The 13,752-nt window shown below is 62.6% G+C and carries 12 protein-coding genes and 1 pseudogene; 2 read left to right on the forward strand and 11 right to left on the reverse strand.

Going from position 1 to position 13,752, the window contains the following annotated elements; all coding sequences use genetic code 11:
- From AC0ZT5_RS27710 to AC0ZT5_RS27720, 3 genes and pseudogenes are all read right to left on the reverse strand, one after another.
- Positions 1-195, reverse strand: a pseudogene (locus AC0ZT5_RS27710) (enoyl-CoA hydratase-related protein); the annotation flags it as partial.
- Positions 196-209: 14 nt separating this feature from the next.
- Positions 210-848: an acyl-homoserine-lactone synthase gene (locus AC0ZT5_RS27715; RefSeq protein ID WP_095082315.1), complete on the reverse strand. Its 639-nt coding sequence runs from the start codon at positions 846-848 to the stop codon at positions 210-212.
- A 97-nt stretch (positions 849-945) separates the two neighbouring features.
- On the reverse strand, positions 946-1,677 hold the full coding sequence (locus AC0ZT5_RS27720; protein WP_488499022.1) for a helix-turn-helix transcriptional regulator: 732 nt from the start codon (positions 1,675-1,677) through the stop codon (positions 946-948).
- 258 nt (positions 1,678-1,935) lie between these two features.
- On the opposite strand from AC0ZT5_RS27720, the gene AC0ZT5_RS27725 reads away from it, so the two are divergent.
- Entirely contained in the window at positions 1,936-2,796 is an 861-nt protein-coding gene (locus AC0ZT5_RS27725) for an ABC transporter substrate-binding protein (RefSeq protein WP_477289836.1), read from the forward strand.
- 19 nt (positions 2,797-2,815) lie between these two features.
- Here AC0ZT5_RS27725 and AC0ZT5_RS27730 read toward each other — a convergent pair whose 3' ends face one another.
- On the reverse strand, positions 2,816-3,229 hold the full coding sequence (locus AC0ZT5_RS27730; protein ID WP_488499023.1) for a tellurite resistance TerB family protein: 414 nt from the start codon (positions 3,227-3,229) through the stop codon (positions 2,816-2,818).
- A gap of 156 nt (positions 3,230-3,385) precedes the next feature.
- Here AC0ZT5_RS27730 and AC0ZT5_RS27735 point away from each other — a divergent pair, with 156 nt between their 5' ends.
- Complete coding sequence (locus AC0ZT5_RS27735; RefSeq protein ID WP_488499024.1) at positions 3,386-5,032, forward strand: lysine--tRNA ligase; 1,647 nt, start codon at positions 3,386-3,388, stop codon at positions 5,030-5,032.
- Here the strand turns inward: AC0ZT5_RS27735 and AC0ZT5_RS27740 are convergent.
- The 7 genes from AC0ZT5_RS27740 to AC0ZT5_RS27770 all read right to left on the reverse strand — a co-directional run bounded on the left by AC0ZT5_RS27740 (position 4,998) and on the right by AC0ZT5_RS27770 (position 13,708).
- Positions 4,998-5,849 carry a thermonuclease family protein gene (locus AC0ZT5_RS27740; RefSeq protein WP_488499025.1) on the reverse strand — a complete coding sequence of 284 codons (852 nt, stop codon included), beginning with the start codon at positions 5,847-5,849 and terminating at the stop codon, positions 4,998-5,000. The two genes, AC0ZT5_RS27735 and AC0ZT5_RS27740, sit on opposite strands and share 35 nt — an antisense overlap.
- A 9-nt stretch (positions 5,850-5,858) precedes the next feature.
- Positions 5,859-6,500: a S24 family peptidase gene (locus AC0ZT5_RS27745; protein ID WP_488499026.1), complete on the reverse strand. Its 642-nt coding sequence runs from the start codon at positions 6,498-6,500 to the stop codon at positions 5,859-5,861.
- Between the two features lie 160 nt (positions 6,501-6,660).
- A complete protein-coding gene (locus tag AC0ZT5_RS27750; protein ID WP_488499027.1) occupies positions 6,661-6,966 on the reverse strand; it encodes a hypothetical protein in 306 nt (101 codons plus the stop codon).
- Between the two features lie 198 nt (positions 6,967-7,164).
- Positions 7,165-9,384 carry a 3-hydroxyacyl-CoA dehydrogenase NAD-binding domain-containing protein gene (locus AC0ZT5_RS27755; RefSeq protein ID WP_488499028.1) on the reverse strand — a complete coding sequence of 740 codons (2,220 nt, stop codon included), beginning with the start codon at positions 9,382-9,384 and terminating at the stop codon, positions 7,165-7,167.
- A gap of 15 nt (positions 9,385-9,399) precedes the next feature.
- Entirely contained in the window at positions 9,400-10,608 is a 1,209-nt protein-coding gene (locus tag AC0ZT5_RS27760; RefSeq protein ID WP_488499029.1) for an acetyl-CoA C-acetyltransferase, read from the reverse strand.
- An 86-nt stretch (positions 10,609-10,694) separates the two neighbouring features.
- Positions 10,695-11,867, reverse strand: coding sequence for an acyl-CoA dehydrogenase family protein (locus AC0ZT5_RS27765; protein ID WP_488499030.1), 1,173 nt, complete (start codon positions 11,865-11,867; stop codon positions 10,695-10,697).
- A gap of 50 nt (positions 11,868-11,917) precedes the next feature.
- Entirely contained in the window at positions 11,918-13,708 is a 1,791-nt protein-coding gene (locus AC0ZT5_RS27770; RefSeq protein WP_488499031.1) for an acyl-CoA dehydrogenase, read from the reverse strand.
- Positions 13,709-13,752: the final 44 nt, after the last annotated feature.

Below are 13,752 nucleotides of genomic sequence, written 5' to 3' on the forward strand. Positions count from 1 at the left end.
ATCGCCGCCGAGACAGAAGCAGCCTGACAGGCCGCGCAGCACGACGACGCGCACCTCCTCATTGTCGGCGGCTTCATGGAAGGTCTTTGCCAGGCTTTCATAGGCTCTTCTGTCCAGCACCGGCCGGCCGTCATTCGACGATACGGTGACCATTAACGTGTGGTTGCGGAGTTCTGGTTGCGGATGGGGGCTCATGACTGTCTCCGATTTCACGACGCACGCCTTTGGCCGAGCATGTCGGGGTATCCCCTGGTCAGCACGGGAGCAAAATGATTGCGGCGCGAACGCACCACATCGAGCGTGTGCTCGTTGAAGGTAAGCAAGGTGGCTACGACCTGCTGGTTGCCATAGGTGCGCTGATAGCCCAGCGGGGTCGCCAGGAAATGCAGCTGCAATGCGCGCAGCACCCACATCGGCTCGAACTCGATGATCACCTGGTTGACGTTGCGCTTCAGTCCCCACTCGACGAAGCCAGCGATCAGCTCGGTGCCGACGGTTGACACGCCGCGACGGCCATCGCGGTAACCTGGAGCGACTGCATAGCGGGTCAACTCATAAATGTTGGGTCCGGAGGGCGGCGTTCCTTCAAAGAGGTCGGTCAGCACCTCGGTCAGCAGATGTCCCCGCGTCGTCGGCAAAAGCCGCTGGTAGCCTGCGACTTCACTGCCCCTGATGACGATTTGATGGACGGCCTCGTCATGATCGAACTGATCGCATTCGAGCCCGTCGGGGCGCCTGAGGTCCTCCCATCCCATCTCCTCGACGAATATCTTGTAGCGCAAGCGATGGACCGCCTCCCAAAGGTCCGGGCGTTCCATCAATTCTTGGGTTGTGAGAGAAAAAAGCATTCCGTCATCTCCTGGTTTCAGAGGAAGATACGGCCGTGCTTCGATGAGAAAATTGCGTGATCGCGTAGGCTAGAATTGCTAGGCCGGCACGGCCGACCTAACTAATGTAGCCCCGCCTTATCGCTTCCGCGACCGCCTGAACCCGGTTGACGGCACCAAGTTTGCTTTTGGCGTTAAGAAGATGTTTCTCCGAGGTGTGTTCGGAGATGCCGAGGATTTGCGAAATCTCCCACTCGGACTTACCGACGGCGGCCCATTGCAGGCATTCGCGTTCGCGCGGCGTCAGTACGATGTGATCGATGGTGTTGCTCGCCATCGTATGGAGCTGCATGGCGCGGCCGACCGCATAGGTCGACACCAGCGACACCATGCCGAACTCGGCCGCCGACAATTCGACTGCCTCGCCGCCCAGCGACACCATGACGATCTGGCCGTCGAGCGTGATCAGCGGGAAGGCCAGTCCGTCGCGCAGCTTGAACGCACCGGCATCGCCCATCACTTCGCCGCTGCTTTTGTCGATGCGGACGCCCTGTGAGGCTTCGCGCCACTGGAACGGCGCCTGCAGCTGTTTCATGTGGCTGACGACCGGGTCGTGATCGACATAGTTGCGCGCCACATAGCGCTCCAGCCATTCAACAGGCCAGTCGCACAGAAGCACATGCTGCTTTTGCTGGCCGCTTGGCGTGCCCGGCTGCGGCACGGTTCCCGCCATCAGCGCGGTGAGCCCGAAATCCGACGTTACACCCAGCAACGTTTCGCAGACTGCCGCCGCCGTTCCGGCGTGCTGCAATTGGTCTATGAATTCCAGCGTGCGATCGAACTGACCCATCGCAACATCAACCCTATGTTGCCTCATGCATTGCGACCAATGATGCGTGCTTCGTTTGCACTTCACCACCGACCACGGATTGCAAACCGCATGTTTCCGGTCGTGGTTCTCAACCCTGGTCCCCCAACCAAGGCAGCCACTGCTATTTGCAAACTCCCTAAAGCATATCCTGAAATCGACGCGTTGAAATCAAAAAGCATTGTACCTTTGTCATTTTCGTACCAAAACCTGCCAACACGACTGCGGCGGAGTCTTATCGTGGCGTTCCAGTGGAGGTTTTTGGCTCTTGCGTCGCTGCTGATCGGAGCGCTGTCGGTCGCCGGTGCCGCGCCCGCCGCCGAGCCGCAGGTGCCGCAGGTGCCGGTGCTGTGGGATGCCAAGGAGCGGCTGCCAAAACCGGACCTCTCGGCACTGCCCCGGCTGCGCTTCCTGACGACCACGGATTTTCCGCCCTTCAATTTCCTCGACGGCTCGGGAAAACTGTCCGGTTTCCATATCGATCTGGCACGCGCCATCTGCGCCGAGCTTGGTATTGTCGACAAATGCCAGATCCAGGCTCTGCCCTGGGCAGAGCTCGAAGGCGCGCTGCAGAAAGGTGAGGGCGAAGCGATCATTGCCGGCATCGCCGCAACGCCCGAATCTCGGTCGACCTATGCCTTCTCGCGCTCCTACCTGCAGTTCCCGGCCCGCTTCGTCACGCAGAAGAGCAAGGATCTGACCGAACCGGTCTTCGACAAATTGCGCGGCAAGCGTGTCGGAGTGCTCGCCGGCTCGGCGCATGAGCGCATGTTGCGCGACTATTTCAACACCGTTCAGATCGTCCCTTTCGACAGGCCGGAAGATCTCTATGCCGATCTCAAGGCCGGCAAGCTCGACGCCGCCTTCGGCGACGGCATGCGGCTGGCCTTCTGGCTGGGCGGCTCGGATGCGGCCGGCTGCTGCCGCTTTGCCGGCGGTCCCTATCTGGCGCCCGAATATCTGGGTTCGGGCATGGCCATCGCCACCAGGGCGGACGACCCCGCGCTGGCCGCCGCGTTCGACTACGCGCTGCAGGAGATCTCGATGAAGGGCACGTTCGCCGAATTCTACCTGCGCTATTTCCCGGTCAGCTTTTTCTAGCCAACCGAAAGGCAGCGCCCTAGGTCAGGGTGCGCAGCCTCGCCTTGGCGGCACGACCGATAGCGGCGACCGTCAGCGTGTCGAGGTCAAGCTGACGCCGGATGAGCTGCAGCACCCGGACTTCCTCCATGCGCATTTCGAGATCGACGGCGGCCACTTCGAAGGCGGCGGCATAGGCGGTGTCGCGCAAGCGCTCCGGCAGGGCCTGGGCAACCCGCGCAAGAACGCCTTCCAGCCCGTCCTTTTCATTAACCATCTTCTGGCAGGCCTGGGCGACGCTGACCAGCCGGTCGCGATTGAAGTCCTCGAACACAGGCCACGAGCGGACGACGTCGCCGATCCGGGCCAACTCGACATCGGTCATGTCGCGGTCGGAAGCCGAGGTGATGACCATCAGGTAGATCAGCGCTTCATGCGGCGTCGGCAACGGCATTCTGTACTCCTTGAACGGCTCCGAAGGTAGGAAAGCGGTATCTGCACCGCAAGGAAAAAGCGCTGCACGCGTTGACGCTCCGGCCACGCACGCCTAGAGACCGGTTGAAAACCCCTGTTCCGGGCAACACCGGCGATTTATTTGGAAAACTGTGACATGGCGGGATCAAACACCATCGATCTCAATCCCGAGCTGCTGGCGGCCGCGACCGAGAGCAAGGCATGGCCGTTCGAGGAAGCCAAGAAGATCATCGAACGCTACAAAGGCACCGACTTTCCTGAAACAATCCTGTTCGAGACCGGCTACGGACCGTCGGGCCTGCCGCACATCGGCACGTTCGGCGAGGTGGCGCGCACAACGATGGTGCGGCACGCCTTCCGCGTCCTGACGCAGGACAAGGTTGCGACCAAGCTGCTGTGCTTTTCCGACGACATGGACGGCATGCGCAAGATCCCCGACAACGTGCCGGATCGTGCAGCGCTGGAGCCACATTTGCACAAGCCGCTGTCGTCGGTGCCCAATCCGTTCGGCGACGATTACCCGAGCTTTGCCGATCACAACAACGCGATGCTTTGCCGCTTCCTGGACACGTTCGGCTTCGACTACGAGTTCGCCAGCGCGACGCAATATTACAAGTCGGGCCGCTTCGATGCGATGCTGCTGCGCGCCGCCGAACGCTATGACCAGATCATGGCGGTGATGCTGCCGACGCTCGGCTCTGAGCGGCAGGCCACCTACAGTCCGTTCCTGCCGATTTCGCCGAAGAGCGGCCGCGTGCTCTACGTGCCGATGAAGCATGTCGACGCCAAGGCCGGCACCATCACCTTCGACGATGAAGGCACCGAGACCACGCTTTCGATCACCGGCGGCAGGGTGAAGCTGCAGTGGAAGCCGGATTTCGGCATGCGCTGGGCAGCGCTCGGCGTCGATTTCGAGATGTTCGGCAAGGACCACCAGACCAATGCGGTGGTCTATGACCGCATCTGCAACATCCTGGGCGGGCGTGCGCCGGAGCATTTCGTCTATGAGCTGTTCCTCGACGAGAACGGCCAGAAGATCTCGAAGTCGAAGGGCAACGGGCTGACCATCGACGAGTGGCTGACCTATGCGCCGACCGAGAGCCTCGGGCTCTATATGTACCAGCGGCCGCGGCAGGCCAAGAAGCTGTATTTCGATGTCATCCCGAGGGCGGTGGACGAGTATTACACCTTCCTCGGCGCTTACCCGCGGCAGGACTGGAAGGAGCGGCTGGGCAACCCGGTCTGGCATATGCATGACGGCAACCCGCCGGCCATCGACATGCCGGTGCCGTTCTCGCTGCTGCTCAACCTGGTCAGCGCTTCCAACGCGCAGAACAAGGATGTGCTGTGGGGCTTCATTTCGCGTCATACCGCGGGGGTGACGCCAAAGACGCATCCCGAGCTCGACCAGCTGGTCGGCCATGCGATCCGCTATTTCGACGATTTCGTGAAGCCGACGAAAACCTTCCGCCCGGCCGACGAGGTCGAGCGCGAGGCGCTAGCAGCCCTCGACACGGCGCTTGGCGCGCTGCCGGCGGACGCCAACGGCGAAGCGATCCAGAACGCTTCGCTCAACGTCGCACGCAGGATCGAACGCTATCAGGATCATTCCAAGCAGAGCCCGGAAGGTGGCCCCGGTGTGTCGGGCGCCTTCTTCCAGATGATCTACCAGGTGCTGATCGGCCAGGAGCGCGGCCCGCGCTTCGGCTCGTTCGCCGCGCTCTATGGCATTGCCGAGACGCGGGCGCTCATTGAGCGGGCGCTGGCTGGTCAGCTGGCTTGAGCACGCCGTCGACCTCTTCCAGGATCGAGCTCGGCGCCTGAGGCGCCGGGCTGGGTGCGGCCGGCATCGCCGGCATGCCGGAAAGGTTTGGCGCCGATCCGAAAATGCCCTTCCTGGCCGTGCGCGCCTTGTCGCCGGCCTCGACATAGGGCCCACCCTTGGCGGCGCGGGCCCAGCCGTTTTCGACCAGCCATTGACCGACATCCTGCTTACCGATCCGGCATTCGGCGGCGATCAGGTCGCGACCGCCCTCCGGCGGCACGGTGCAGACCACCGCGCGGCCGCGCAGGAAGGCGCGGAACGCCGTTCGCGCCCGGATACCGCACGGCCAGGCTTTGCCGTCATCGCTGCAGGTCTCGTCCTGCCTGACGATGTCGATGCCCGACACCGCGACCGAATAGCCCTTGGCCTCGATCAGGCCGGCGGCCTGCGCGACCGGCTGGAACAGCTTTGTCCCGTTCCAGTCGTCGGGCATTTTCGGCCTGGGCGGCACGGCCAGCGCCAACTTGCTCAACGGCTCGCGCGGCTCGACGCGCTCAAGCCCTTCGGCGGGCAGTTCCGGTGGTACGATAATTTCAGGATCGATCGCCCTCGAATGGGGCGCCGGCTTTGGCGGCTGCGGAGCGGTTATGGCGGATGTCGCCGGTTCGGCGGGCACCGTCTCGGTGCCCTCCTGCGAGATCGTGTCGGCGCCCGGATCGACCTGATCCACCGTTACTACGCCTTCAGTTCCCTTCAGCGTGCGACCGCCGGCGACGACCATGGCGGCCATCGCCGGGATCATCAGAACCGCCAGGACAAGATGAGGGAACCGCACCAGCCGGGCCTACTGGCTTGCCCAGACAATCCGCGCCACCCATTCGACATCGCGCATGGGAATGTCGCGGTCCGGATGATCGGGATTGAGCGAGACCAGTGCAATCGACTTGACGGTCTGGCGCTCGAGCACCTTGGCCATCACTTCGCCGGAGGTTGTCTTGACGACGACGCGATCGCCCTTGCGGGCGATTGCGCCAGGCTCGACGATGAGGACGTCGCCATTGCGGTAGAGCGGCAGCATGGAATCACCTTGCACCTGCAGCGCATAGGAGTTCTCGGTCGATTGCGCCGGCAGTTCAACCAGATCCCAGCCCTGCCCGGCCGGGAAGCCGGCATCGTCGAAGAAGCCGCCGGCGCCGGCTTGGGCAAAGCCGAGCAACGGCACGGAGCGCCTGAGGGCGACCGATGCGGATCCGGTCCTGCCCTCGACTAGGCCGATGAATTCGTCGAGCGTAGCCCCTGTCGCCTCGATGATCTTGGCCAGCGATTCGGTCGAAGGCCAGCGCGGCCGGCCATCCGACGACAGACGTTTCGACTTGTTGAAAGCCGTCGAATCGAGCCCCGCGCGCCGGGCCAGCCCCGAAGCCGACAGCGAATAGCGCTCGGCGAGAGCATCGATGGCAGCCCAGACACGGTCATGCGAGAGCAAGCTCGCTCTCCCTCGAAACAGGAAAAAATGCCTCTTCCTGTCTAACGCGCAACCGCCGCCATGTCCACCGTGCGTAGCCGGCGGATTGCCGACAAAACTCTGTGCCGCCGCGACAACGCCGCGCGGTTCAGAGATCAGACACCAATGATCGCCGATGAACCTATCCGGCCATCGCCGCCATCGCCCTCGGCAAGCCCTTCCTGAGTTCCTCGGCGTTCATCACTGGGATCATTTCGACGCTGGCATTGAAGGCGAAGAAGAACCGCTCGGCGACATAGGGCATATCCGAACTGTCCTTTACCTCCACGACGAGGTAGGCCGTCCGCCGGCCGCCGTCGACGGTGAAATAGGCGGCCTCCGGGCTGAGGTCGGACAAGGTGTGCTCGATGAACTTGGCCATGCTGCCGTTCTTGATCGCCTTGTTGCCTTCCTCGGCCGGGATGGAAACTCTCAGCATCATACGCATGACGATTGCGTCCTTCTGCCAACTTTAGTTAGCAAAAGCTAATTTATCACCGACGGATCGTATGGGAAAGCTGAAGCGCGCCGGCCACGGCTACGTGCCGTGGCCATCATGCGCAAATCAAAGGGCGACAAGCGTCCTTTGCGCCTCCGAAAGGCGCGCGCAGCGCTGCCGTCGCACCCAGACATAGATCGACCAGCGTCAGGCCGCCTGCTTCACGTCACCCTTGGCGTAGGGATCGAAGCGCCCGTAGAAGGTCTCGCCCTTTTCGGCCATGTCGAGCAGCAGCTTGGGCGCCTTGAATTCGGCGCCGTATTTCTTCTGCAGCTTCTTGGCGATCTTGACGAATGCCTTGGCGCCGATTCCGTCGATATAGGACAGCGCGCCGCCGGTGTAGGGCGCGAAGCCGAAGGCCAGGATCGAGCCGACATCGGCCTCGCGCGGGTCGGTGACGATGCCCTCTTCCATCACCCGGGCCGCTTCCAGCGCGATGGTGACCAGCAGCCGCTGCTGCAACTCTTCATAATCGACCTTCTCCGCCGCAAGCTGAGGGAAGAGATCCTTGAGGCCCGGCCACAGCTTCTTCTTGGCCGGCTTGGCTGGATAGTCGTAAAAGCCCTTGCCGTTCTTGCGGCCGAAGCGGCCATGGTCGTCGACCATGCTGTTGATCAACGCCATCTGCTTCTGGTCGACCGCGGCGTCGCCGAGATCGCGCATGGTCTGCTTCATGATTTTTTGCGCGAGGTCGATGGCCGTCTCGTCGGTCAGAGCCAGCGGGCCGACCGGCATGCCGGCGGCCTTTGCCGCATTCTCGATCATTGGCGCGGGCACGCCCTCGATCAGCATCTTGTAGGCTTCCGACATGTAACGCAGCACGCAGCGATTGACGTAGAAGCCGCGGGTGTCGTTGACGACAATCGGCGTCTTCTTGATGGCACGGACGAAATCGATGGCTGTCGCGAGCGCCTTGTCGCCGGTCTTCTTGCCCAAAATGATCTCGACCAGCATCATCCTGTCGACCGGCGAGAAGAAGTGGATGCCAATGAAGTTCTTCGGCCGCGCCGAATTCTTGGCCAGCGACGAGATCGGAATGGTCGAGGTGTTGGAGGCGAAGATCGCCGAGGTTTTTAGCACCGCTTCCGCCTGCTCGGTGACGCTCTTCTTGACGGCGGAATCCTCGAACACCGCTTCGACCACCAGGTCGCAACCGGCAAGGTCGGCATAGTCGGCCGTCGGCGTGATCAGCGACAGAAGTTTGTCCTTCTCCTCGGGCTTGGCGCGGCCCTTCTTCACCTGATCCGAGACCAGGCTGTCGGAATGCGCCTTGCCCTTGGCGGCCGACTCCATGTCGCGGTCGAGCAACACCACCGGAATGCCCGCCTTGGCGGTGACATAGGCGATGCCGGCGCCCATGAAGCCGGCGCCGAGAATGCCGATCTTCTTGAACTTGGTTTCCGGTACGCCGGCAGGGCGACGCGCGCCCTTGTTCAGTTCCTGCAGCGAAACGAACAGCGAGCGGATCATCGCCGCCGCTTCCTGGGTCTGCATGATCTCGGTGAAATAGCGCTGCTCGATGCGCAGGGCCGTGTCGAACGGCACCAGCAGGCCTTCATAGACGCATTTCAGGATCGCGGCGGCAGCTGGATAATTGCCATAGGTTTCGCGGCGCAGGATCGCAATGGCCGGCGGCCACAGATTGAAGCCTGCTGGCGAATAGATCTGGTCTCCGGGCAGCTTAAAACCCTTCTCGTCCCACGGCGCCACCGGCTTCAGGCCGTTCCTGATCATCGCCTTCGCGGTTTCGACCAGCTTGGCCGGTTCGGCGAGCTCATGGATCAGGCCCATCGACTTGGCCTTCTGCGGCGACAACGCCTGGCCGGAAGTCAGCATCTGCAGCGCCTGCTGCTGATCGGTCAGCCGCGGCACGCGCTGGGTGCCGCCGGCGCCCGGGAAGATGCCTATCTTCACTTCGGGAAGCGCCATCCTGACCTTGTCGCTATCGGCCGCGACACGGCCGTGGCAAGCGAGCGACAATTCGAAGGCGCCGCCCATGCAGGTGCCATTGATCGCCGACACCCAGGGCTTGCCTGACGTTTCCAGCTTGCGGAACAGGCCGGTCATAGTGCCTGCATTGTCGAACAGCGCCTTGGTGGCCTTTTCGACATCCTTGTCTTTTTCGGCGGCAAAGGTGGTCAGCATCTTCTGCAGCATGGTGATGTCGGCGCCGCCGGAGAAGGTGTCCTTGCCAGAGGTGATCACCGCCCCCTTGATGGCGGCATCGCCCGCCACCGTGTCGACGATGGCGTTCAGTTCCAGCATCGCCTCTTCGGTGAAGACATTCATCGATCGGCCCGGCATGTCCCAGGTGACCAGCGCAATGCCGTTGGCGTCGATGTCGAGGGTGAAATTGGTGTAGCTCATGATTTCTCTCCCCTATCAGACGCGTTCGATGATCGTTGCGGTGCCCATGCCGGCACCGATGCACAGCGTTATCAGTGCGGTGTTGAGATCGCGGCGCTCGAGTTCGTCCAGCACCGTGCCGAAGATCATCGCGCCGGTCGCGCCGAGCGGATGGCCCATGGCAATGGCGCCGCCATTGACGTTGATCTTGTCGTGCTCGATGTCGAAGGCCTGCATGTAGCGCAGCACGACCGATGCGAAGGCCTCGTTGAGCTCGAACAGGTCGATATCCGACAGCTTCATCTTGGCACGCTTCAACAGCTTCTCGGTGACGTCGACCGGGCCGGTCAGCATCAGCACTGGTTCGGAGCCGATGTTGGCAAAGGTGCGGATGCGAGCGCGCGGCTTCAGCCCCATCGCCTTGCTGGCCTTCTTCGAGCCTAGCAGAACAGCGGCAGCGCCATCGACGATGCCGGACGAATTGCCGGCATGGTGGACGTGGTTGACCTCTTCCACCTCCGGATGCTTCTGCACCGCGACGGCATCGAAACCCCCCATTTCGCCAGGCATGACGAAGGAAGGGTTGAGCGAGGCCAGCGACTGCATGTCGGTCGACGGGCGCATATGCTCGTCATGGTCGAGGATGGTCAGGCCGTTCTGGTCCTTGATCGGGATGACGGACTTCTTGAAACGGCCATCGGCCCAGGACTTTGCCGCGCGCTTCTGGCTCTCGACCGCATAGGCGTCGACGTCGTCGCGCGAGAAACCGTATTTGGTGGCGATCAGGTCGGCCGAGATGCCTTGCGGCACGAACCAGCCGGGCAGGCCAACCGAAGGATCCATGAACCAGGCGCCGCCGGAGGCGCCCATGCCGACGCGCGACATCGATTCGACGCCGCCGGCGATGACGATGTCGTCCGCGCCCTGTGCGATCTTGGCAGCGCCGAGATTGATGGCGTCGAGGCCCGACGCGCAGAAGCGCGAGATCTGCATGCCAGGCGCCTTGGTGTCATAGCCGGCCTCGAAGGCGGCGGCGCGCGGAATGACCGAGCCCGCCTCGCCGACCGGATCGACGCAGCCGAAGATGATGTCGTCGACATTGCCGGTGTCGAGCCCGTTGCGATCGCGCAAGGCTTCGAGCGTCTTGGCGGCAAGTCGCACCGCCGGCACCTCGTGCAGCGATCCGTCCTTCTTGCCCTTGCCGCGCGGCGTGCGCACAGCGTCATAGACATAAGCTTCGGCCATCTTTTTTGCTCCTTGGGTTTATCGAACGGCTTTGGACTGATGCATGTCGATCTCCCAAAACCGGGATCACTTTTGGGCGACATGCATTAGAGCGAGCGTCCGATCAGCAATTTCATGATCTCGTTGGTGCCGCCGTAGATGCGCTGGACGCGAGCGTCGCGGAACATGCGGGCGATCGGGTATTCATTCATGTAGCCATAGCCGCCATGCAATTGAAGGCATTCGTCGACGACTTTTCCCTGCAGGTCGCTGAGCCAGTATTTGGCCATCGACGCCGTCACCGGGTCGAGGCCGCCGGCGATGTGACGGGTCACACAATCATTGTAGAAGACGCGGCCGATGGTCGCCTCGGTCTTCAACTCGGCCAGCTTGAACTGGGTGTTCTGGAAATCGATGATCGCCTTGCCGAACGCCTTGCGCTCCTTGACGTAGTCGATGGTCAGCGCCAGTGCCCGCTCGATCATTGCAATGGCGCTGGTGCCGATCTGCAGCCGCTCCTGCGGCAATTGCTGCATCAGCTGGACAAAGCCCTGCCCTTCCTCGTGGCCGAGCAAGTTGGAAGTCGGCACGCGCATATCGTTGAAGAACAGCTCCGAGGTGTCGTTGGCCTTCAACCCGATCTTGTCGAGGTTGCGGCCGCGCTGGAAGCCTTCGACCTCATCGGTCTCGACGACGATCAGCGAGGTGCCCTTGGCGCCCTTCTCCGGATCGGTCTTGGTGACGACGATGACGAAGTTGGCAAGCTGGCCATTGGTGATGAAGGTCTTGGAACCGTTGATCTTGTACTGGTTGCCATCCTTCTCGGCCCGCGTCTTGACGCCTTGCAGGTCGGAGCCGGCACCTGGCTCGGTCATGGCGATGGCGCCGATCAGCTCGCCGGTCGCCAGCCTCGGCAGCCATTTCTTCTTCTGCTCTTCAGAGCCGTAGTGGAGGATGTAAGGGGCGACGATCGAGTTGTGCAGGCCGATACCGAAACCATCGACACCGACATGGCCAATGGCCTCGATGATGGCGCTCTCATGCGCGAAGGTGCCGCCGGAGCCGCCATATGCCTCCGGCATCGAGGCGCAGAGCAGACCGGCAGCGCCGGCCTTCAACCAGCTCTCGCGGTCGACCATCTCGTTCTTCTCGAATTCATCGTAGCGCGGCGCGATTTCTTCCGACATGAAGCGGTGCGCCATGTCGTAGAGCATGCCGACCTCGTCCGCCGCCCAGGCGGGCGTCGGCAAAGAGAGCACTTCGGCGGGATTTGTCGCCACGATTTCCTCCGCGTATCGACAGACAGGGCCGGCGGTGCCGGCGTTGGAGCTTAGAACGCTTCCGCCGGCAGAGCCATCAGCGTGTCGGCACCGCTGGAAATGCGGGCGAGATGAGCGCCGGTTTCCGGCATGATGCGCTCCATGAAGAAGCGCGCCGTCACAACCTTGTTGTCGTAGAAGGACTGCGAACCGTTGGCACCCGTCTTGCCAAGCGCAGCCTTGGCCATCTGCGCCCACATGTAGCCCAGTGCCACAAGGCCGAAGAGATGCATGAAATCGGTGGAGGCAGCGCCAGCATTGTCGGGCTTGGCCATGCCGTTCTGCAGCAGCCACATCGTCGCCGCCTGCAAATCGTTAAGGCCCTTCTTCAGCGCCTTGGTGAACGGCGCCATCTTCTCGTCGGAGCGGTTTTCCTCGCAGAATTCGCCGACCTCCTTGAAGAAGGCCTGCACGGCGCGGCCGCCATTCAAACCGAGCTTGCGGCCGACAAGGTCGAGCGCCTGGATGCCGTTGGCGCCTTCATAGATCATGGCGATGCGGGCATCGCGCACGAACTGGCTCATGCCGTGCTCTTCGATGTAGCCGTGACCGCCGAACACCTGCTGCGCCATCACGGCGTGGTCGAACCCCTTGTCGGTGAGCACGCCCTTGACCACCGGGGTCATCAGGCCGGTGTAGTCGTCGGCGGCCTGGCGATCCTTGTCGTCGCCAGAGCGGTGGGCGATGTCGGACTTGATCGCCGTCCACAGCGCCAGCGCGCGGCCGGCCTCGTTGAAGGCCTTCATGGTCATCAGGCTGCGGCGGATGTCGGGATGGACGATGATCGGGTCGGCCTTCTTGTCCGGCGCCTTCGGCCCCGACAGCGAGCGGCCCTGCAAGCGGTCCTTGGCGTAAGCGGCGGCGTTCTGGTAGGCGATCTCCGACAGCGACAGCCCTTGCAGGCCAACGCCGAGGCGCGCCTCGTTCATCATCGTGAACATCGCCTTCAAGCCGCCATTGGCCTCGCCGAGCAGCGTGCCTTCGGCCTCGTCATAGTTCATGACGCAGGTCGAATTGCCGTGGATGCCCATCTTCTCCTCGATCGAGCCGCAGGAGACGGTGTTCCTCGTGCCCGGATTGCCGGAGGCGTCGAGCTTGAGCTTCGGCACGATGAACAGCGAGATGCCCTTGACGCCTTCCGGCGCGCCCTCGATGCGGGCCAGCACCAGATGGACGATGTTGTCCGACATGTCGTGCTCGCCGGCCGAGATGAAGATCTTCTGGCCTGAAATCTTGTAGGTGCCATCGCCATTCGGCACCGCCTTGGTGCGCAGCAGGCCAAGATCGGTACCGCAATGCGGCTCGGTCAGGTTCATGGTGCCGGTCCAGGCACCCTCAACCATCTTCGGCAGCCATTTGGATTTCTGCTCGTCGGTGCCGTGGGTGATGATCGCCGCGATCGCGCCCTGCGTCAGGCCCGGATACATCATCAGCGACATGTTGGCCGACACCATATATTCGGCAACGGCGGTGTGCACCGCGTAGGGCAGCCCCTGGCCGCCGAACTCGACGGGTGCGGCCAGTCCCATCCAGCCGCCCTCGCGATACTGGTCGAAGGCCTCCTTGAAACCTTTTGGCGTCGTCACAGAGCCGTCGTCATGGCGGACGCAGCCTTCGATGTCGCCGACACGGTTCAGCGGATGCATGACGTTTTCGGCAAGCTTGGCGCCTTCAGCGAGGATAGCCTCCAGCACATCGGGCGTGGCGTCGGCAAATCCGGGAAGGTTCGAATAGCGCTGGTAACCCAGCACCTCGTTGAGCACGAACAGCGTATCCTGGACCGGAGCCCTGTATGTCGGCATGCCTTTTTCTCCACCCTGCAGACCTGATCCGAAAGCCCCCGAAG

This window comes from Mesorhizobium sp. CNPSo 4670 (assembly GCF_057784235.1).